At 45.7% G+C, this 20099-nt stretch carries 21 protein-coding genes; 13 read left to right on the forward strand and 8 right to left on the reverse strand.

Features of this window, described 5'->3' with window-relative positions; genetic code table 11:
* Positions 1-168 precede the first annotated feature (168 nt).
* The 5 genes from mltG to fabD form a co-directional block, all read right to left on the reverse strand.
* Entirely contained in the window at positions 169-1095 is a 927-nt protein-coding gene (gene mltG / locus ACFSKO_RS19590) for an endolytic transglycosylase MltG (RefSeq protein ID WP_380254848.1), read from the reverse strand.
* A 95-nt stretch (positions 1096-1190) separates the two neighbouring features.
* Entirely contained in the window at positions 1191-2453 is a 1263-nt protein-coding gene (fabF, locus tag ACFSKO_RS19595) for a beta-ketoacyl-ACP synthase II (RefSeq protein WP_380254850.1), read from the reverse strand.
* 72 nt (positions 2454-2525) lie between these two features.
* Entirely contained in the window at positions 2526-2762 is a 237-nt protein-coding gene (locus ACFSKO_RS19600) for an acyl carrier protein (RefSeq protein WP_380254852.1), read from the reverse strand.
* 184 nt (positions 2763-2946) lie between these two features.
* Positions 2947-3687 (reverse strand): 3-oxoacyl-[acyl-carrier-protein] reductase, encoded by a 741-nt coding sequence (gene fabG, locus ACFSKO_RS19605; RefSeq protein ID WP_380254856.1) that lies wholly within the window; start codon positions 3685-3687, stop codon positions 2947-2949.
* Positions 3688-3771: 84 nt separating this feature from the next.
* Positions 3772-4713, reverse strand: a complete 942-nt coding sequence (gene fabD / locus ACFSKO_RS19610; protein WP_380254858.1) for an ACP S-malonyltransferase — start codon at positions 4711-4713, stop codon at positions 3772-3774.
* 417 nt (positions 4714-5130) lie between these two features.
* On the opposite strand from fabD, the gene rpsF reads away from it, so the two are divergent.
* From rpsF to ACFSKO_RS19660, 10 genes are all read left to right on the forward strand, one after another.
* Positions 5131-5601 carry a 30S ribosomal protein S6 gene (gene rpsF / locus ACFSKO_RS19615; protein ID WP_380254861.1) on the forward strand — a complete coding sequence of 157 codons (471 nt, stop codon included), beginning with the start codon at positions 5131-5133 and terminating at the stop codon, positions 5599-5601.
* Between the two features lie 11 nt (positions 5602-5612).
* Entirely contained in the window at positions 5613-5870 is a 258-nt protein-coding gene (gene rpsR / locus ACFSKO_RS19620; protein ID WP_380254864.1) for a 30S ribosomal protein S18, read from the forward strand.
* Positions 5871-5885: 15 nt separating this feature from the next.
* The gene (rplI, locus tag ACFSKO_RS19625; protein ID WP_380254866.1) at positions 5886-6458 is read left to right on the forward strand and encodes a 50S ribosomal protein L9; all 573 of its coding nucleotides are present in this window, start codon (positions 5886-5888) and stop codon (positions 6456-6458) included.
* A gap of 182 nt (positions 6459-6640) precedes the next feature.
* Entirely contained in the window at positions 6641-8164 is a 1524-nt protein-coding gene (locus tag ACFSKO_RS19630; RefSeq protein WP_380254868.1) for a replicative DNA helicase, read from the forward strand.
* Between the two features lie 131 nt (positions 8165-8295).
* The gene (locus ACFSKO_RS19635; RefSeq protein ID WP_380254870.1) at positions 8296-9069 is read left to right on the forward strand and encodes an MlaE family ABC transporter permease; all 774 of its coding nucleotides are present in this window, start codon (positions 8296-8298) and stop codon (positions 9067-9069) included.
* Complete coding sequence (locus tag ACFSKO_RS19640) at positions 9066-9878, forward strand: ABC transporter ATP-binding protein (protein ID WP_380254872.1); 813 nt, start codon at positions 9066-9068, stop codon at positions 9876-9878. The genes ACFSKO_RS19635 and ACFSKO_RS19640 overlap by 4 nt, the downstream gene beginning before the upstream one ends.
* Before the next feature lie 72 nt (positions 9879-9950).
* Positions 9951-11363, forward strand: coding sequence for a DNA repair protein RadA (radA, locus tag ACFSKO_RS19645; protein WP_380254874.1), 1413 nt, complete (start codon positions 9951-9953; stop codon positions 11361-11363).
* Positions 11364-11385: 22 nt separating this feature from the next.
* Positions 11386-12075, forward strand: a complete 690-nt coding sequence (locus ACFSKO_RS19650) for a CvpA family protein (RefSeq protein ID WP_380254876.1) — start codon at positions 11386-11388, stop codon at positions 12073-12075.
* 34 nt (positions 12076-12109) lie between these two features.
* Positions 12110-13567 (forward strand): amidophosphoribosyltransferase, encoded by a 1458-nt coding sequence (purF, locus tag ACFSKO_RS19655; RefSeq protein WP_380254878.1) that lies wholly within the window; start codon positions 12110-12112, stop codon positions 13565-13567.
* Between the two features lie 13 nt (positions 13568-13580).
* Positions 13581-14303, forward strand: coding sequence for an SDR family NAD(P)-dependent oxidoreductase (locus ACFSKO_RS19660; RefSeq protein ID WP_380254880.1), 723 nt, complete (start codon positions 13581-13583; stop codon positions 14301-14303).
* A gap of 49 nt (positions 14304-14352) precedes the next feature.
* Here ACFSKO_RS19660 and der read toward each other — a convergent pair whose 3' ends face one another.
* Genes der through ACFSKO_RS19675 form a run of 3 tightly spaced genes read right to left on the reverse strand, consistent with a single transcriptional unit; the run spans position 14353 to position 17850 of the window.
* Complete coding sequence (gene der, locus ACFSKO_RS19665; RefSeq protein WP_380254882.1) at positions 14353-15831, reverse strand: ribosome biogenesis GTPase Der; 1479 nt, start codon at positions 15829-15831, stop codon at positions 14353-14355.
* Positions 15832-15868: 37 nt separating this feature from the next.
* Positions 15869-17203 (reverse strand): outer membrane protein assembly factor BamB family protein, encoded by a 1335-nt coding sequence (locus ACFSKO_RS19670; protein ID WP_380254884.1) that lies wholly within the window; start codon positions 17201-17203, stop codon positions 15869-15871.
* Between the two features lie 5 nt (positions 17204-17208).
* Positions 17209-17850, reverse strand: coding sequence for a tetratricopeptide repeat protein (locus tag ACFSKO_RS19675; protein ID WP_380254886.1), 642 nt, complete (start codon positions 17848-17850; stop codon positions 17209-17211).
* A 262-nt stretch (positions 17851-18112) separates the two neighbouring features.
* Here ACFSKO_RS19675 and ACFSKO_RS19680 point away from each other — a divergent pair, with 262 nt between their 5' ends.
* From ACFSKO_RS19680 to ACFSKO_RS19690, 3 genes are all read left to right on the forward strand, one after another.
* On the forward strand, positions 18113-18490 hold the full coding sequence (locus tag ACFSKO_RS19680) for a hypothetical protein (RefSeq protein ID WP_380254888.1): 378 nt from the start codon (positions 18113-18115) through the stop codon (positions 18488-18490).
* Positions 18491-18608: 118 nt separating this feature from the next.
* Positions 18609-18950 carry a DUF2794 domain-containing protein gene (locus tag ACFSKO_RS19685; RefSeq protein WP_380254890.1) on the forward strand — a complete coding sequence of 114 codons (342 nt, stop codon included), beginning with the start codon at positions 18609-18611 and terminating at the stop codon, positions 18948-18950.
* A 110-nt stretch (positions 18951-19060) separates the two neighbouring features.
* Positions 19061-20089, forward strand: coding sequence for a GGDEF domain-containing protein (locus ACFSKO_RS19690; protein ID WP_380254892.1), 1029 nt, complete (start codon positions 19061-19063; stop codon positions 20087-20089).
* The last annotated feature ends 10 nt before the right edge of the window (positions 20090-20099 follow it).

Here is a 20099-nt window from a genome sequence, read left to right on the forward strand (position 1 = left end):
ATTTGAGATTTGAGACTCTAGATATTAGAAAACACTCTATTTAAATATTATCAAAAAAAATACGGCAAGCCCCTTTTAACAGTTCTATAAGGCGACGAGCCCCCCCTAGGAACTTATAGAGGTATTGTAAATAGCACCATTAAATACAAAAAATTGCGGCATGAAAGTCTATTTCATCTTAACAGAACGCCACAAACGTACGTTCTTGTTATGCTCTTTTAAGTTCGTTGCAAAGGAGTGTCCGCCCGTACCGTCAGCAACGAAATATAAATACCTTGTAGAAGCGGGTTGTGTAACGGCTTCTAAAGCCGACCTTCCAACATTTGTTATCGGCATTGGAGGAAGCCGGTCTATTGTATAAGTATTATACGGTGTTGGCGTCTTAAGATCTTTCCGTGAAAGACTTCGCCCCAAAGGAACTTTTCCCAAGGTCAGACCATAAGAGACCGTCGGGTCTGATTGTAGACGCATTTTTAATCTAAGACGGTTAATAAAAACACCTGCTACTAATGGTCTTTCAGCAGCGATACCTGTCTCTTTCTCTACGATAGATGCCAAAACCAAGGCCTCTTCTTTCGACTTCAATGGCAACCCCTCTTGCCGAGCCGCCCAGAGATCATCCAAACTCTTCACAAGCGCCTGTTCCATCCGCTCGACAATAGACTGGCGCGTCCCTCCCCGGACATACAGATAAGTCTCAGGAAGCAAACTCCCTTCTACAGGAACAACCAAAATATCGCCGGTAAGATTAGGATCTCCGCGTAATATTTCTATTATTTCAACAGAAGTTTTCCCCTCAGGAATCGTGATTGAATAGCTAACAGCTTTTCCCTGTTCAAGGACGTTAATAACCTCATCCATTGATGATTTTGCGGGAAATAAAAACTCACCTGCTTTTAGGTTACGAGCACGTTTAGTATAGCGGGCACCAAGTTGGAAGATAAGAACATCACTGATGATTTTCTTTTTCTTAAGAAGGTTTGCTATTTTTTCCAAGCCTGCGCCGCGAGGGATAACCACGGCGACATCTTTGACCAAGGGGCCTGGGGCCATAAATGTTTGCTGCGCATAATAAACAGTTATTGATATAGCCATGATAACGCAGGCCATAATAAGAGAGGCCCACTTCACGAAAGAGGGCCTCTCAGATTTTTTAGACTCTTTAGTTTCGTCAGTCACAACGCAAAAAATTAGTTAAATGCTTTTAGCACAAGGCTAGCATTTGTACCGCCGAAACCAAATGAGTTGGAAAGAGCAGTATCAATTTTTCTCTCTTGCGCCTCAAGAGGAACAAGGTTAATGCCCTGACAGGATTCTGAAGGATTTTCAAGGTTCAGAGTTGGTGGAACAACCCCTTCTTTAATTGCCTTAACAGAGAAAATGGCTTCAACCGCACCAGCCGCGCCAAGAAGATGTCCAATTGCTGATTTCGTTGATGACATACATAAATTTTCATTATCACCAAACAAACGCTTCACAGCACCAAATTCGATTTCATCGCCAAGCGGCGTAGATGTGCCATGAGCATTGATGTAATCCACATCACCTGCGTTAATACCTGCCCGCTTAAGCGCTGCAGACATGGCACGGAAACCGCCATTACCATCCGCAGGAGGTGCTGTAATATGGTGAGCATCACCTGACAGACCATAACCGATAACTTCGCCATAGATGGTCGCGCCACGGGCTTTTGCGTGTTCAAGTTCTTCAAGAACAACAACCCCAGCACCTTCACCCATAACAAAGCCGTCACGGCCCTCATCCCAAGGGCGTGAGCCTTCTTTAGGCGAGTCGTTATAACCAGTAGAGAGCGCGCGTGAAGCACAGAAACCAGCGATACCGAGACGACATACAGCAGCTTCAGCACCACCAGCAATCATCACGTCAGCATCGTCGAATTGTATCAGTCGGGCCGCATCACCAATTGCATGAGCGCCGGTTGAACAAGCAGTAACAACCGAATGGTTTGGGCCTTTAAATCCATACCGAATAGAAACATGTCCGGAAATGAGATTAATCAGAGATGAAGGTATAAAGAATGGTGATAATTTCCGAGGACCTTTTTCCTCAATCATCAAAGCACCATTTGCAATTGTCTGAAGACCACCAATGCCGGAACCGATCATCACACCAGTACGGAAGAGACTTTCTTCGTCTTCAGGTTTCCATCCGGAATCCTCAATCGCCTGTTGAGCGGCAGTTATCCCATAAATAATAAAAGGGTCAAGCTTACGGCGATCTTTTGCCGCAACATGGTCGTCGGGATTAAAATATCCTTCTGACGTTTCACCCAGAGGAATATGCCCTGCGATCTGACATGGAAGGTCAGACGTTTCGAAACCAGTGATTTTGCTTAAACCTGATTCACCGTTGATAATGCGTGACCAAATGTGATCGACGCCGCAACCAAGCGGGGATACCATACCGAGACCGGTGATTACTACACGACGCATAATAAGAAGATGTCTCTATCTATTAAATACTAAAACGCCGGGAATAATCCCGGCGTTATAATAAGAAAACAATTAGATGTTTTCAGAAATGAAATCGACAGCATTCTGAACTGTAGCAATTTTTTCTGCAGCATCATCAGGAATTTCACAACCGAACTCTTCTTCGAACGCCATAACGAGTTCGACAGTGTCCAGGCTGTCAGCACCAAGATCGTCAATGAAGCTTGCAGCTTCCACAACTTTGGCTTCTTCGACACCGAGGTGTTCAACTACAATTTTCTTTACGCGATCAGCGACATCGTTGCTCATAAAACTTAGCCCTTAACTATTTATCGCCTTTCGGCGGTTTTACTAATGACCCTGCGGCCAGAATTTCTTTCAATACTCTACTTTCGCAGAGAAGCGCCGCCTCTTAACATACTTTTCAGCAGCTTGCCAACGCTCTATATCCATATCTTACATAAAGATTCAAAGCTTCGCGGTCAATTACAGATTATATCATGGCCATTCCGCCGTTCACATGCAAGGTCTGGCCAGTCACGTAAGCAGCTTCATTACTTGAAAGGTATGCAACAGAGGCCCCAATATCTTCCGGAGTTCCTAGTTTACCACATGGAATCCCAGTTAAGAGATTTTCTTTTAGATCATCACTTAATACATCTGTCATAGGTGTAGCAATGAAACCAGGAGCAACACAGTTTACTGTTATTCCTCGAGAAGCAACTTCCTGAGCCAAAGATTTGCTCATTCCAATCAGCCCTGCTTTAGAAGCAGCGTAGTTTGTCTGTCCAGCATTTCCTGTCGTACCAACAACAGAAGTAATTCCAATAATCCGCCCCCAGCGACGTTTCATCATCCCACGGAGACAGGCTTTGGATAAACGAAAGCTCGCGGTCAGATTAACTGCCAAAACAGTATCCCAGTCTTCATCTTTGAGACGCATCGCAAGATTATCCCGCGTCAGCCCGGCATTATTCACCAGAATATCCAACTGGCCCATTGCCTCATCCGCACGTTTAATAAGGTCAGCTGGAGCATCTGGATCAGACAGATTCGCTGGTAAGACATGAACACGTTCACCACCGAGATCTGCAGCAACTTTTTCAAGCGCCTCTACGCGCGTACCAGAAAGACCGACCACTGCTCCTTGGTCATGAAGGGCTTTGGCAATTGCACTACCAATACCGCCAGAAGCACCTGTAACGAGCGCTGTCTTACCGGAAAGATCAAACATGTTTTACTCCTAGAATATATATTATGCGCAAGAGGCTACCTAATTTTGTATCCTAGACCAAGTAGCTTTACGCACATTTAAAACTTAAAGACTTTTCAGGAACTCTTCTATTTCCGCAGGGCTTCCTGCATTTGTAGAGGTGAGTTCTTTATCAATTCTACGCGTCAAACCGCTTAACACTTTACCTGCGCCAAGTTCGACCAACTGTTCAACCTCCTGAGCTTTCATAAACTCAACAGATTCACGCCAACGGACAATGCCCGTAACTTGCTCAACCAAAAGTTTTCGAATCGTTTCAGGATCAGTAACAACATCAGCAGAAACATTGCAAATCACAGGGACGGACGGCGCACGAAAAGTAACTCCGGCAAGAGCTTCAGCCATAGCATCAGCAGCTGGTGCCATCAAAGAGCAATGAAAGGGCGCCGAAACAGGAAGCAATACTGCACGTTTTGCACCTTTTTCCTTAGCGATATCCAATGCACGCTCTACTGCAGCTTTATGTCCACTGATCACAACCTGCCCCGGGGCATTATCATTTGCAGCAGAGCACACGTCACCTTGCGCAGCCTCTTTCGCAACTGCTTCTGCGGCCTCAAAGTCCAGTCCAAGCAATGCCGCCATAGCGCCCTCCCCGACAGGAACAGCCTGTTGCATGGACAACCCACGAAGTTTCAAAAGCCTCGCGGCATCTGAGATTTCCAAAGATCCCACCGCAGTAAGTGCAGAATATTCACCAAGAGAGTGACCAGCAACAAAAGCTGCATGATCACTAAGGGTAAAATTTCCCTCGCTTTGCAACACACGAACAACCGCCATACTCACAGACATCAAAGCAGGTTGTGCGTTTTCTGTAAGTGTCAGATCCTCTAACAACCCTCCAAACATGAGCGTAGAAAGTTTCTGCCCAAGCGCATCATCCACTTCTTCGAAGACCTCGCGGGCAACGGGGAAAGCTTCAGCTAATTCTTTCCCCATACCAACAGCTTGAGACCCCTGACCTGGAAAGACAAATGCACGTTTCATTCTTTTTTCTCCTCCATAACTACCCAACGTCGCAAAGACTAAGCACGGATCTTAATCTCGATGAATACCTTTAAATCAGCATCCAGATAACGTCTGGTTTTATGTCTTCATAATATATTGTTGTCTGGTTTATTATCTGTGCCCAGAGATAGCGCTCTGAAGTTGAATATGCAACGAAACAGAGCCTACAAACAAAAAAATGATAAAAATGACGGTTCCCAAAAAACAATACATGATAAGAATCAGATAGATACCTTTAGTACAACGTAACACACTTGACCCTTGCGCTAGGATCGCTATATTCCGCACGTTAATCCGCAGTAAAACAACTCCTTGCTGGTGACCTCAAGCGGAAAACAAGGACACCAGCTCCGGGTACAGGGTTTACCTGCACCTCCAAAGCCGTGAGGAGTAAATATGGCTTTTTATGAATGCGTATATATCGCTCGTCAGGACATCTCGTCCTCTCAAGTCGATACACTAACAGAGCAGTTCACTGCTATCATCACTGAAAATGGTGGTTCAGTTGCTAAGACCGAGTACTGGGGTCTGCGTAACATGGCCTACCGCGTTAAGAAAAATCGCAAAGGTCACTACGTCCTTCTCAACATCGATGCTCCTTCTGCAGCGGTTCTTGAAATGGAACGTATTATGCGCCTGAACGACGATGTTCTTCGTACGTTGACTGTTAAAGTTGACGCCCTAGAAGAAGAACCTTCAGTCGTCATGCAAAACCGTGGCAGCCGTGACGAACGCGGTGGTCGTGGTGGTCGTGGTGGTCGTGATGACCGCGGCGGACGTGACGGTGGTCGTGGTCGTGATGACCGCGGTGGTCGCCCTCCTCGCGAAGGTGGCGATCGCGCACCTCGTGAAGCAACAGCTAGCTAAGGAAGAGCAACATGGCCATTCAAATCGTTAGCCAGGGCGTTGGTTCTCGTCGCCCGTTTAATCGTCGCCGTAAAAGCTGCCCGTTCTCTGGTTCAAATGCACCAAAGATCGATTATAAAGACACTCGTCTTTTGCAGCGCTTCATTTCAGAGCGCGGTAAAATTGTACCAAGTCGTATAACAGCAGTTTCTGCTAAGAAACAGCGCGAGCTTGCAAAAGCTATCAAACGCGCTCGCTTCCTAGCTCTGTTGCCATACCTGATCGGATAAGAAGGAGATCGTATCATGCAAGTCGTCCTTCTAGAACGCATCGAAAAACTTGGTCAAATGGGTGAAGTAGTTTCGGTTAAGCCGGGCTATGCTCGTAACTTTCTGCTTCCTAAGCAGAAAGCTATGCGCGCCACTAAAGCCAATCTTGAACATTTCGAAAACCAGCGTGTTCAGCTGGAAGCAGATAACCTTAAACGTCGCGATGAAGCCGTAAAAGTTTCTTCTACACTCGAAGGTCTAACTGTTTCCCTGATCCGTCAGGCGGGTGATTCAGGTCAACTTTATGGTTCCGTTAACACTCGTGATATCGCCGAAACTGTTACTAAATCTGGCGTGACCATCGACCGCTCTCAGGTTGTTCTCAACAAAGTCATCAAAACACTCGGTCTGCACGACGTTAAAGTCGTTCTTCACCCTGAAGTTTCTGTTGATATCGTTGTTAACGCTGCTCGTTCAGCCGAAGAAGCAGAACTACAATTACGTTCTGGTGGCAAAGTGACATCATCTCATGAAGATGATGATGTTGTTGATGAAGCTGAAGAAGTAACTGAAGAAGTTGTTGAAACAGCAGCTGAAAGCGAAGAGTAATCTTCACTTTTACACGTTGATAGACTTTATGAAACGGCACCTTTCGGGGTGCCGTTTTCATTTCCAATCTGTACTTCTGTCACCCAACCGGATACATTCCTCTACGCGCTGGATATCCAATTCTTGAATAGGACCACAGCGGTAACAAATACCTCATTGACCAGTAATTAAGATCCGAGGCCATGGAAGATCACGCGATTCCGCATTTCGACTCAGACATCCCCTTTGATGATGGGCCTGCATTACGTTCTCCACCACACAACTACGAGGTGGAACAAGCTTTGTTGGGCGCAGTTTTAGCCAACAATAAAGCCTATGAGCGAATCTCCGATTTTCTACTCCCTATACATTTCGCTGATCCCGCGCACTCAGAAATTTACCTTGCCTGCAAGACGCTGATTGAGCGCGGACAACTTGCAAATGCTACGACCTTAAAGAATTATTTTGCAAGCAGTGGCAACCTTGAAGAGCTTGGTGGAACAAGCTATCTGGCGGAGCTGCAAAGCAACATCGTTACAATTATTAATGCCTCAGAATACGGCAAGATTATCCACGACCTCTATATCCGTAGAGAGTTGATTGATCTTGGCGAAGAGGTTGTAAACAACGCACATACTCATGAGTTAGATTTATCAGCGACCCAACAAATTGAAGGCGCAGAACAAAAACTCTACCAATTGGCGGAAGTTGGCCAGACAGAAGGTGGCTTTACTTCTTTCGCAGATGCGCTTGCTGAATCCATTGATTTCATTAACATCGCAATGAAACAAGGCGACGGCCTCGCCGGCGTATCCAGTGGTCTTCGCGACGTAGATAAGCTTCTTGGCGGGTTTCACCATTCAGATCTGATCATTCTGGCAGCGCGTCCCTCTATGGGAAAAACTGCATTTGTAACCAATATTGCGTTCAATATCGCCCAAACAAAAAAACCTGGTCACAACGCTGAAGGCGATGAAACTGAAATACCAATGTCAGTTGCCTTTTTCTCACTGGAGATGTCTGCAGATCAGCTCGCCAGCAGGATCTTGTCTTCAGCCGCAGAAATGCCATCTCACTTAATGCGTCGAGGTGAACTCTCGGAAGATCAGTTTGAACATGTATTTCAAGTCAGTAGAGCTTTGTCAGAATATAAACTCTTTATTGATGACACTCCCAATTTAACCATTCCAGGTCTTCGTAATCGTGTAAGGCGCTTAAAGAGACAACATGGTCTGGATATGATCATTGTCGATTATCTTCAGCTGATGTCAGGTGCACCAGGAGGAAACAGCGACAGCCGTGTCCAAGAGGTCTCGGAAATTTCTCGTGGTCTCAAAGGGATCGCGAAAGAAATGAATGTTCCTGTTATCGCACTTTCTCAGCTATCTCGACAAACAGAACAACGTGAAGACAAACGGCCACAACTCTCGGATCTTCGCGAATCCGGATCTATTGAGCAAGATGCCGACGTTGTGCTTTTCCTCTACCGTGATGAATACTACATCGCCCGTGAAAAACCAGGCCAAGGCGCAGATGATTCAACGGATAGATTCCATGAGAAACTGGCAAACCACGAAGCACGTCTGGATCAAGCCCGGAACAAAGCAGAAATGATCATCGGTAAGCAGCGTCACGGTCCTATTGGAACGGTTGAGCTCCACTTTAACGGTGAGTTCACCAAATTCTCCGATTTGGCCGAAGAAGAGCATTTACCCGAAAGTTATTAAGCCTAATAAAAACAACCAAGTCCTTACTGCTTAGACACCACCATAGATTGACGCTACTCAAACCCTTGGTTATTGTGCTCACACTCTGCAATCTCCTTCATCCAACCTCAAATATCTAAATGGTAGCCTGTATGCCTTTCCTACAACCCCTCGGTAGCCTTTGCCTTAGTTTCTTTGAGATTGTTGGTCGCCTTTCTATTTTTGCCTCCACGTCAATATCACATTGTTTTCGCCCCCCCTTTTATCCGAGGCTGATCCTCAAACAAATGATAGAGGTCGGATACTATTCTCTTCCCGTAGTCGGACTTACCGCTATCTTTACGGGCATGGTACTCGCGCTCCAAAGTTATACAGGGTTCGCTCGATTTTCCGCTGAAAGCGCGATACCTAATGTTGTCATTGTTTCCATCACTCGTGAACTTGGTCCTGTACTCGCAGGATTAATGGTCGCAGGTCGCGTTGGCGCCGCAATGGCTGCCGAAATTGGAACAATGCGGGTAACAGAACAAATCGACGCTCTCTATACACTCGCAACAAACCCCTTTAAATATTTAATTGCACCTCGAGTTATTGCTGGCGTACTCACTCTTCCACTATTGGTACTTGTCGCAGATACAATCGGTGTTTTCGGGGGCTATCTTGTCTCAGTCCATAAACTCGGCTTCAACCCGGCAACTTATATGAAGAATACCATAGATTTTATGCAATATCTTGATGTGGTTTCAGGGTTGGTTAAAGCTGCAGCCTTTGGCTTCATCATCACCTTGATGGGATGTTACCACGGCTTTCATTCCAAGGGCGGTGCACAGGGTGTCGGTGCGGCAACAACAAATGCAGTTGTTTCAGCTTCCATTCTTATTCTGACTTCCAATTACATCATCACTGAGTTGTTTTTCTCCCGATGAACGATCACAGCCAAGCACCAAACAAGAATGTCCGTATGAAAATTCGAGGGCTAACCAAAGCCTTCGGCAAGAAAATCGTTCTGAACAACCTTGATTTGGATGTGTATGCGGGCGAATCACTTGTTGTAATTGGCGGCTCCGGAACCGGAAAATCCGTTCTCTTGAAATGTATCCTCGGTTTGCTCAAACCTGATTCGGGTAGCATCGAGATTAATGGTCAGGACATCGTCGGCCTCAATGGTGACGCCATGGAAAGTGTTCGTCGCAAATTTGGCATGCTGTTTCAATACGCTGCACTTTTTGACTCTCTCACCATTTGGGAAAACGTTGCATTTGGCCTCATGCAAGCTCATGGCGTCCCCAAAGACAAAGCCTATAAAATAGCCATTGAGAAGTTATCACAAGTCGGTTTGGGTGAAAGCTTTGCAACCAAAAACCCTGCGGAACTATCCAGCGGCATGAAAAAACGGGTTGGTCTGGCCCGCGCCATTGCGACATCCCCTGATACTTTATTCTTTGATGAACCTACGACGGGTCTTGACCCTGTGATGGGCGATGTAATCGACCGATTAATTGTGCAATCAGTTAAAGAGCTTGGCGCCACGGGGCTAACGATTACACACGATATGGATTCTGCTAAACGTATTTCAGATCGTATTGCTATGCTTTATGATGGCAAGATTGCATGGGTCGGCCCTACAAAAGATATCGAAACAACAGATAACCCTTATGTTCATCAGTTCATAAACGGATTATTGGAAGGCCCGATTAAAGTGAGTGTGACCAGCTCTGATCGCGCCGCCGAATAACACCTTTTATAACCTACTCAGATTACACTTCAGGTAGGTCTGCAGCTTATTAATTCCTTTAGGAGAGCTATATTGGCACGCCCTGTTACCCGCTTTGTTTGCCAATCTTGTGGCGCAGATTACGTCAAATGGACTGGAAAGTGCGACGGTTGCGGTGAATGGAATTCTATCACGGAAGAAGCCAGTTCCGCGTCATCTGCTCCTGGTGGTCTTACAAAAAAAAATGTGCGCAAAGGCAAGCAGGTTGAATTCGTCAGCCTAGAAGGTAACAGTAAGCCCGTCCCACGAATGGTCAGCAATAACCTTGAATTTGATCGCGTCTGCGGGGGCGGCCTTGTCCCCGGATCTGCAGTTTTGATTGGGGGAGATCCAGGAATTGGAAAATCCACACTTCTCACCCAAATTCTCGCTGCATTGACCACTAATGCAGGAATAAAATGCGTTTATATTTCAGGTGAAGAAGCGATTGATCAGGTACGCCTTCGCGCCAGACGCTTGGGTCTTAAAGGCGATGACTTTCTCCTGGCTTCAGCGACTTCGGTTCGCGACATTGCAACGACACTAGACGACAACAGCGCCCCCCAAGTGGTGGTAATCGATTCAATCCAAACGATGTTTGTCGACAGTTTGGATTCCGCACCTGGAACAGTCTCCCAAGTCCGTGCTTCTGCGCAGGAATTAATACAGTTGGCAAAAACCAGAGGCTTTAGTCTCCTACTTGTTGGGCACGTAACAAAAGAAGGCATCATTGCCGGTCCCAAAGTCCTCGAACATATGGTCGATACAGTTCTCACCTTTGAGGGTGAGCGAGGGCACCATTTTCGAATTCTCAGAGCCGTGAAAAATCGTTTTGGTCCTACAGACGAAATCGGTGTGTTTGAAATGTCCGAACAGGGTCTTGAACAAGTTTCTAACCCTTCGGCCCTTTTCCTCGCAGAACGACGAGGTAACGTAACAGGTGCTGCCGTTTTTGCAGGTCTAGAAGGCTCTCGCCCGGTTTTAGTGGAGATACAGGCCTTAGTATCCCCTTCTCAACAGGCAAACCCCCGGCGTGCAGTTGTTGGCTGGGATTCTGGCCGCCTTGCCATGATACTTGCCGTGTTGGAAGCACGGTGTGGATTGGTTCTCGCTGGAAACGAGGTATACTTAAACGTCGCAGGTGGGTTGCGTATTAGTGAACCCGCGGCAGATATGGCCGTTGCGGCGGCATTAATATCTGCAGCAATGGATATTCCTGTGCCCGAAGATACTGTTGTATTTGGTGAAATTGGCCTTTCAGGTGAAATTCGCGCCGTGAACCAGTCTGAAAGCCGACTTAAGGAAGCGACAAAGCTTGGATTTAAAAATGCAATAATTCCGCCCATTCGTGCAAAGAAGAATTGTAATCAGATCACTTCGGGGTTAGATACAAGGCAGATTGAACATCTGCAGGACCTCGTTGCATTATTTGCAGCTAAATCCGTTAAAAAAGCTGCAGGTAACTAACCGATAAAAACGTTAGGTATTGATGGAAAACTTACCCATCTCACTCTTGGATGTCGTCGTAATTGGCATCATTGTCGTCTCAGGTCTTTTTGCCCTGTTTCGAGGATTCGTGCATGAGGTTCTCTCTGTTGCCTCATGGATAGGTGCTGGCTTTATTACCTTATGGGGTTTTCACCCCCTTTTGCCCTACGTGCAAAGATTCATTAATATTCCCTTCGTTGCCGAACTCGTCACAGGATTTACTCTCTTTGTCGTAACACTTGGACTTTTAATGGTCTTGATCAGGTCCATTTGTAAACATGTCCGTGAAAGTACTTTCGGCCCTCTTGATAGATCTCTTGGTTTCCTTTTCGGCTTGTTGCGCGGCAGTATTATCGTTTGCATAGCATGGATCGCCTTGTTTGTTTTCTTGATGCCACAAGAAGAAGGCTGGCCGGTTGACGTAGAGCGCGCAAAAACGCGCCCCGCCATTCAACAGGGCTCCGCAATTTTAGTACAGCTTCTCCCTAGGAAATTCCACAACGAGACCATCACCAGAGTACTCTCTCAAGCCCAAATTGCCCGACAGGCTTATGATGCGAGCCAAACATACCAACACTTAATGAACCCCAAATCAGCCGCGCCCGTCGAAGAAGACGGTGATACGGGATACGACAACACTATGCGCACACAAATGCAAAAAACCATCGAAGCCGTAAGCGGTAGCGAATAATGGTCCCTATTCTGAGTTCAGGAGAGCGAAAGCCATGACACTCGACGATCTTCATGATGATGATAAACTCCACGAAGAGTGCGGCGTTTACGCCGTTCACGGCCATAAGGGTGCTGCAGCACTAGTTACACTTGGCCTCCATGCCCTTCAGCATCGCGGCCAGGAAGCAGCAGGTATCGTCAGTTACGATGGTAATGAATTTTATAACCACCGTGCCTTAGGCCTCGTTGGTGATAATTTCTCATCTCAAGCCGTAATTAAACGACTCAAAGGCCACTCATCTATCGGGCACACACGTTATTCCACCACGGGAGAAACTGCGCTTAGAAATGTGCAACCTCTCTTTGCTGATCTTCACGAAGGTGGCTTTGCTCTTTGCCATAACGGGAACTTAACCAATTCACAAAAAATTCGTGACCAACTGGTTATGCGCGGTTCGATCTTCCAATCGACAATGGACACAGAGGTTATTCTCCACCTTGTCGCGACCTCAATACAAGATACCATCGTTGGAAAAGTCATCGACGCAATTCAACGTATTCAAGGAGCTTATGCCCTTCTCTGCATGACAAAAGAAGGCGTCATCGCTGTTCGTGATCCAAACGGCATTCGCCCGTTAGTTTTGGGTAAGTTTGAAGATGGTTATGTTGTCGCGTCTGAAACCTGTGCGCTTGATATCATCGGTGCTGAATTTATTCGTGACGTTGAACCTGGTGAACTGATTGTCATTACGGACAAGGGTGTCGAATCAATGCGCCCCTTCCCGCCGACCCCAAAGCAAACTTGTATTTTTGAATACATTTACTTTGCACGTCCAGACTCAGTCATTGACGGAATCAGTGTTTACGAAGCAAGAAAAAATATTGGTAAAGAGCTCGCTATAGAGAATCACATCGAATCCGATGTCGTCGTTCCGGTGCCAGATTCGGGAGTTCCCGCCGCAATTGGTTATTCACAAGAATCAGGCGTACCATTTGAGCTTGGTATTATTCGAAATCACTATGTCGGCAGGACCTTTATTGAGCCAAGTCAGCAAATTCGTAACCTTGGGGTTAAACTCAAACATAACGCCAACAAGGCGGTTCTCGAAGGAAAGCGTGTCATTCTTGTTGATGATTCACTTGTCCGCGGAACCACCTCTTTGAAAATTGTTGAAATGGTGCGAGCTGCTGGCGCTAAAGAAGTCCATATGCGCATAGCATCCCCTCCCATTGGCTATCCATACTTTTATGGTATTGATATTTCCAAATCCAAAGAACTTCTGGCTGCACAGATGAGCCTGGAAGAAATGACCAAGTACATTGGCGTTGATAGCCTAGCCTTTCTATCGATAGATGGCATGTATCGCGCTATGGGACTTGAAGGACGTGACAATAAGCTACCACAGTACTGTGACTCTCCTTTTACAGGATTTTATCCAACTCGGATCGATGACTACCAAGATGATGTCGGTAACGTTCCTGAGTTTATGAAACCAAAAAAAACCGGGTAGAAAGATTCCTGAAATGACACAGACTAAACCAGGTCGTCTTGAAGGACGTCTTGCTCTTATTACTGGTGCATCACGTGGGATAGGCAGAGCTGTTGCAAAACGCTACGCAAGCGAAGGCGCACAACTATTGCTCATGTCTAGAACAGTCGGTGCACTGGAAGAACTGGATGATGAAATCCGTGTAGAAGGCGGTAAGAATCCTATTCTTATCCCACACGATCTCAAAGAAATGGATGGCCTGGATCAACTAGGGGCTTCCCTTTATGATCGGTACGGGAAGCTGGACATTCTCGTTGGTAACGCAGGCTCTCTTGGGCCGCTTTCCCCCATAGGCCATATCAAACCTAAAATCTGGCAAGAGACCTTTGATATTAACGTCACTGCAAACTATCGGTTAATTCGGAGCCTTGATCCTCTGTTAAAAAAATCCGATGCAGGACGCGCAATTTTTGTAACCACCGGTGAAACAGCAAAAGCTTATTGGAGCCTCTACAAGGCCTCTAAAGCAGCGCTTACCACCATGGTTCAGTGTTACGCTGCAGAGTTAGAAAAAACCAACGTCCGTGCCAACCTGATCTCTCCAGGACCAATCCGATCAACAATGAGAGAAAAAGCCTTTCCGGGCGAAGACCCTCTGACACTCCGATCACCGGAAGAGATCACCGACAGTTTTGTTGAACTCGCCTCTGTTGAGTGTCAGATTAATGGTCAGGTTCTCGATATAAGAGAAAACTAAGGTGATCATTACTCATAAAAAAAAGGCCGCTTAATCGCGGCCTTTTTTATTATTGGTTGCGTTTCTTTTTACCAGCGTAAGGATTATCACCCTTTTTCATATGCATTCTCAACGGCACACCCGGAATATCAAAGGTTTGTCGAAGATTGTTTTCAAGAAACCGCGTATATGATGCCGGGAGATCTTCTGGCAATGAGCATGAAATGGCGAAAGTTGGTGGCCGAGCACGTGCTTGCGTTATGTACTTCAGCTTAATCCTACGTCCCCCCGGAGCCGGAGGAGGATGTCTCTCTAGCAATTCAGCCAACCATCTGTTCAAACCAGCCGTTGGTAGCCTGATGTTCCAGATCCTGTATACCTCTAGAACGGTATCCAACATCTTATTCAACTTGTGCCCTTTGAGCGCAGAGATGGTGACAACAGGAATCCCTTTAACCTGAGGTAAAGAGGTCAATAGGCGATCTTTCAAGCGCTGCATCACTGCGTCTTTATCCGTACAGATATCCCACTTATTGATTACAATAATCAAAGCGCGGCCTTCGTCGATGACGTGCCTGGCAATGGTTAAATCTTGTTTATCCAATATACCATCGGGATCGAGTACCAGCGCGACAACTTGAGCATATTTCAGAGCACGAATGGTATCCGAAGCGGAAAGCTTTTCAACCTTGTCTTCGATTTTTGAACGACGGCGTAATCCAGCAGTATCAACTAGCTTAAGCGCATGTCCCTCATACTCCCACTCAACAGAAATAGCGTCGCGTGTAATGCCGGCTTCGGGTCCGGTCAAAAGTCGATCTTCATTAATAAGTTTATTAATCAAGGTTGATTTACCGACGTTCGGACGTCCAACGATTGCAAGCTGTAATGGCCCACGCTTTTTTACATCTTCTTCCGTTTCCTCGAAATCATCTTCGAAAAAATCATCGTCTTCGAGAAACTCGTCTTCAGAATTTTCGAAATCGTCTTCAATTTCAATCGACTTAGCAAAACCTTTTGTGGTTGTCTCTTTTTCGGCTATTTTTTCGGCAGCACGTTTCATATGTTCACTAATGACATCATAAAGGTCACTACTACCGAGACCATGTTCCGCAGAAAACGGGATTGGTTCGCCAAGGCCAAGCCGATAAGCATCCATTAGCCCCTCGTCTCCAACTTTGCCTTCGCACTTGTTCGCCATTAATGCGATCGGTGTTTTACCACGACGCAAATGCTTGGCAAAGTGCTCATCAATAGGCATGACGCCAACACGAGCATCAATGAGCATAAGCACAAGGTCAGCCTCTTCTACGGCGCGCTCTGTCTGTTGGCGCATTCTCGCTTCAAGGCTACCATCAAAGGCTTCTTCGAGCCCGGCAGTATCAATGATCCGAAAGCGACAATCAAAGAGATAGGCATCACCCTCTCTACGATCCCGGGTAACTCCCGGTTGGTCATCGACCAGCGCCAAACGCTTTCCGACAAGACGGTTGAATAGCGTCGACTTACCCACGTTAGGGCGGCCCACAATAGCTACTGTGAAAGTCATTACTTTAGTCTTTCTCTCGCTGATAAACCTCTAGGGCTTACTGCATCGCGATAATTTCTGCTTCTGCTGTCAAGAAGTATAAGCCATTCCCAACGACAACTGGTGGCATTGCTGCCCCATCTGGTAATTCCAGATATCCCAGAATTTCCCCGGTGTAAGGAGAAACTGAGACTGCTTCGCCATGAGAACCAGCAACAATCAGTCGATCACTAGCAAGGACAGGCCCCTGCCATACGATTAACCCTTTTCGATCTTCTTGATCCATATATCGTGGCAAAGCCTGTACCCAACGGATACGGCCATCCTGACGCCTTACTGCTGCAATTTGGGAATCATTTGTGAGAACATATATGAACTCGCCTGCGACCCAAGGCATTTGCACACCACCGATATCCGTGTCCCACAGTCGCACACCTTCTTTCAAGTCGATGGCGACCATACGGCCCGAGTGACTTACCGCGATAACACGATCCCTGTCAATAACAGGCATAGCGCGGATATGGGCGAGATCCGTAAGAGGATCTGTCTTCTTGACCGAGGAAAGGTCGAGAGTCCAGTCAACATCCCCCTCAATAACATCAATAGCAACAACTTCACCGGAAGAATAAGGAACGATGAGTTTACGACCCGCAATGGCTGCGCTGGCACCACCGAGAAGACTGGTTTCAGATTGGACCCCGATATGGCTCCAGAGACGACGACCATCATCTGCAGCAAGAGCCAGTGTCTGATTATCAAGCGTAATCACGAACACTCGTCCACCATTTACTGTTGGTGCAGCTCTCATTGGGCCCGGTGCGTCTTGTGACCAGATCACATCCCCAGAGCGTACATCTAAAGCAAAAACCCGTGCAAATCCTGTACTTACATAAATACGACCATCAGCGTAAGCGATACCACCACCAAAGAAGCCGTCGTCTTCATCATGTGGGTCGAGATCTTTTTCCCAATACACTTTACCTGAAAGGCGATCATACGCTTTTACAGTTGAGCGGGCATCCATTGTAAAGAGAACAGATTCAACAACCAACGGCTGCGCCAAGATAAGCTCGTCACCGTCACTCTCTTCACCAATATCATCACTCCACATTTCACGCGGTAGATCACCCAGAGAAAGGTGGAACATCGCGTGGGCTGGATTACCACCATTATGTGTCCAATAAGTATTGGTAAAAGGTTGGGGAAGTATTATCCGTTGGTCAGAAATCGTTGGATCAGCAGTAAGCCCCTTGTCCACTGACTGGATAGAGATACGTGCTCCGGGTAAAGGAGGTAGCTCTTCATCTCCAAACCACCCATCAGCCAAGCTACACGCAGAAAGTGTAAACCCAAATCCAATAACAAGGAGGGTTTTCCGTAGATCCAACAACATAAATGTTACTCCGCCAAGCTCTCAAGGATTTGGACTGCACGTCCTCTTATACCGTTAGGTGTCTCTGTATCATCCACAAGCTGTTGAAAAAATGTACGCGCTGCAGCATTATCCCCTTCTCGCAGGGCAACTAAAGCCTGGAGTTCAACCGCACTAGATCGGAAAGGAGCCCCGGCAACAGATAGTTGAGCCAGCCGCTGTTTTACATCAGTAACATCGCCTTCTTCAACCATATGCATTGCCGCTAATAATAAGGCGACGTCTTTCAACCTGTCGATAGGAGGATTACTATTGGCGATATCATCCCAAATTTTAATGGCAGCAGCTTTATCACCTTTTTCAGAGAAAATGCGCGCTTGTTCGAAACGAGCAAGTGTTCCGTAACCATCGTCTTGATCTGCCAGACCAGCTAACGCACTCTGAGCTTCCTCAGCTTTACCGGCATCGCTTAGATCAAAGGCCGTAGCAAAAATTTCTGATTTCTCAGATTGAACTGTTTTTTGATAACTACTCCAACCCTGTACACCAGCCGTTGCGGCAACAACTGCAACGGCGGCACCGATCACCCAATTACCATACTTTTTCCAAAGAACTTCAACGCGTTCACGTTTCAGATCTTCTTCAACTTCCTGAAAAATATCAGCCACGAATTAATTATCCCTCGTTTTACAAATGCGACTATCTGTTTCCATTAGGTTCCCTTGTGGAACATAGCAGAACAGTTTGCACTCGAAATTCGTTGAACTTTATATAGAAACTTTGCCCCTGCAACAATCGCCAATCACTAAATGATCGTTTAACTAATAAAGATTTCTATCATTATCCTAATAATTTATTTACCAAAAACCACTAAGCTAATATTACAGACGTCTTGTCGACGTTATGTTCGGCTGAAATTTGGGCAAAATTATGAACCGTGTACTTAGTATTATTCTTACAAGCTTCGTTACTTTATCCTCTTTTTCCGGATGTAGTATAACTGACCCCGTAACTGCTGCTGCAAGTTTGGGAACTCTTGTACATACAGACAAAACCATTACAGATCACTTTGTCAGCTGGGCCATGGCAAAAGACTGTTCCATTGTCTATTCGTCGAAAGGGGAAGCCTACTGCAGGGATGAAGTGTTTGAAAACGGCCTCGCAAACACCGGGTATGAAAATTTGTACTGCTACAGAAATATCGGGGGGGTTACTTGTTACGAGTCTCCCTACGAAGAAGCCAGTTCGCAAACCACAATCTATCATAGCCCACAAACACCACAACCGGCTGTAGCTAAGGGAAACTAATATTATAAACGAATAACTTAATGTAATTCTTTACTTATAATATTGCTTAACACTATAGACCTTTTATCTAAATTCGACCAATCTGTATCCAGAAGGAGAATAAAGGAGAAAAGATTATATGACAGCGGTCTATTATCTTAACAAAAATAAAAAACCGTCTCTTCACGTCACATTCAATCGTTCGGAACTCGGACTTCTATTATCAGTTTACAGTGAAAAGGTTGCAAAAGGAGAGTGGCGCGATTACGCAATAGACCTTTTGGGAGATTGCGCCGTATTTTCGATTTTCAGACACGCCCATGAAAACCCTTTATTCGCGGTAGTTAAGTCAACGGGACATAAGAACAAATACGAAGAGTTCACCGTATTTAAAGGCCCCAAAAAGCTGCAGAAATCACGTAATCTAAATGAAGTCCTTGAACTTTTTAAAGACATGCTTGCCTCGGGGGGCATTAATTAATTTTCAACTCACAGTTCTATGTTGTAGTTTAAGAAAACAAGTAAAATATTGAGTCTCCATAGACTCAGGATACATATACTCATTTAAGAATCTTCAAGGAATAGCCAAAGATGTTGGTAGCCGATACTTTTGCAAATGCTCAAGAATATGCTGAGAAAGCACATGCAATCATGGCGCAAAGAGGCATCCCGGCAGCGCCATCAAATTATACTATATGGTATGATTATGTGAGTGGAAAAAATCCCTCTTTAACATCTGCTATTGATGAAATTATACAAAAAGATGGTTTATTTTCTGCAGAAATATCAAAAGACCTCTACGAGAAATTTTATCTTGTCGAGCAACAAGATGAACATATCCATGAAGCAGGCATTAAGCTTCAAGAAACTTTAAAGCACGTCGTAGAACAAATCACCGTTGCAGGCAGTGATACAGAGAATTATGGCAACAAAATCACTGACCTCGCAACTGACCTCTCAGACCAAGATGATTCTGAGACATTGAAAAAATTTGTGGCCGAGATTGTCCAAGAAACAGCTTCCATTACCGAAAAGAACAAAGCTCTTCAAAACCAACTCCAGCAGTCATCAAAAGAGATTAACAATCTTCAAGAAAATTTGGAAAAAGTTAAAATTGAATCCCTAACCGATGCTTTGACTGAAATTGGTAACCGAAAGCAGTTTGATTTGAAACTGGTAGAAGAATCCAAAATCGCAACGATTGAAGACACAGAACTCTGCTTACTAATGATGGATATCGACCACTTCAAAAAATTCAATGATACCTATGGCCATCGCGTTGGCGACGAAGTCCTCAAAGTTGTTGCTAGACACCTTAAAAGTGCTGTCAAAGGTCAAGATACACCAGCACGCTATGGCGGCGAAGAATTTATCTGCCTTTTACCAAACACCAGTATCCATGATGCAGAAAGCCTCGCCAACCAAGTCCGTGAAAAAATTTCTAAACAAGTTCTCAAAAACAAAAAAACCGGTCAAGAATTTGGACGGATAACACTTTCCATTGGGGTATCGAAACACGTCAGAGGCGAGTCCCTTGAAGGTTTCGTCCAACGTGCTGATGAAGCTCTCTACAGAGCGAAAGATCAAGGGCGAAATCGAGTTATAAAAGAAATCATCTAAACATATTCCC

This window comes from Kiloniella antarctica (assembly GCF_042682825.1).
Classification (GTDB): Bacteria; Pseudomonadota; Alphaproteobacteria; order Kiloniellales; family Kiloniellaceae; genus Kiloniella; species Kiloniella antarctica.

Excerpts from the sequence above, each read along its gene's own strand:
- ACFSKO_RS19670 (WP_380254884.1), bottom strand. The coding sequence starts at position 17,203 with ATGTTGTTGGATCTACGGAAAACCCTCCTTGTTATTGGATTTGGGTTT.
- der (WP_380254882.1), bottom strand. The coding sequence starts at position 15,831 with ATGACTTTCACAGTAGCTATTGTGGGCCGCCCTAACGTGGGTAAGTCG.
- ACFSKO_RS19680 (WP_380254888.1), top strand. The coding sequence starts at position 18,113 with ATGAACCGTGTACTTAGTATTATTCTTACAAGCTTCGTTACTTTATCC.
- ACFSKO_RS19690 (WP_380254892.1), top strand. The coding sequence starts at position 19,061 with ATGTTGGTAGCCGATACTTTTGCAAATGCTCAAGAATATGCTGAGAAA.
- ACFSKO_RS19685 (WP_380254890.1), top strand. The coding sequence starts at position 18,609 with ATGACAGCGGTCTATTATCTTAACAAAAATAAAAAACCGTCTCTTCAC.
- ACFSKO_RS19660 (WP_380254880.1), top strand. The coding sequence starts at position 13,581 with ATGACACAGACTAAACCAGGTCGTCTTGAAGGACGTCTTGCTCTTATT.
- fabF (WP_380254850.1), bottom strand. The coding sequence starts at position 2,453 with ATGCGTCGTGTAGTAATCACCGGTCTCGGTATGGTATCCCCGCTTGGT.
- rplI (WP_380254866.1), top strand. The coding sequence starts at position 5,886 with ATGCAAGTCGTCCTTCTAGAACGCATCGAAAAACTTGGTCAAATGGGT.
- rpsF (WP_380254861.1), top strand. The coding sequence starts at position 5,131 with ATGGCTTTTTATGAATGCGTATATATCGCTCGTCAGGACATCTCGTCC.
- ACFSKO_RS19640 (WP_380254872.1), top strand. The coding sequence starts at position 9,066 with ATGAACGATCACAGCCAAGCACCAAACAAGAATGTCCGTATGAAAATT.
- mltG (WP_380254848.1), bottom strand. The coding sequence starts at position 1,095 with ATGGCTATATCAATAACTGTTTATTATGCGCAGCAAACATTTATGGCC.
- ACFSKO_RS19600 (WP_380254852.1), bottom strand. The coding sequence starts at position 2,762 with ATGAGCAACGATGTCGCTGATCGCGTAAAGAAAATTGTAGTTGAACAC.
- ACFSKO_RS19635 (WP_380254870.1), top strand. The coding sequence starts at position 8,296 with ATGCCTTTCCTACAACCCCTCGGTAGCCTTTGCCTTAGTTTCTTTGAG.
- rpsR (WP_380254864.1), top strand. The coding sequence starts at position 5,613 with ATGGCCATTCAAATCGTTAGCCAGGGCGTTGGTTCTCGTCGCCCGTTT.
- fabD (WP_380254858.1), bottom strand. The coding sequence starts at position 4,713 with ATGAAACGTGCATTTGTCTTTCCAGGTCAGGGGTCTCAAGCTGTTGGT.
- ACFSKO_RS19650 (WP_380254876.1), top strand. The coding sequence starts at position 11,386 with ATGGAAAACTTACCCATCTCACTCTTGGATGTCGTCGTAATTGGCATC.
- purF (WP_380254878.1), top strand. The coding sequence starts at position 12,110 with ATGACACTCGACGATCTTCATGATGATGATAAACTCCACGAAGAGTGC.
- fabG (WP_380254856.1), bottom strand. The coding sequence starts at position 3,687 with ATGTTTGATCTTTCCGGTAAGACAGCGCTCGTTACAGGTGCTTCTGGC.
- ACFSKO_RS19630 (WP_380254868.1), top strand. The coding sequence starts at position 6,641 with ATGGAAGATCACGCGATTCCGCATTTCGACTCAGACATCCCCTTTGAT.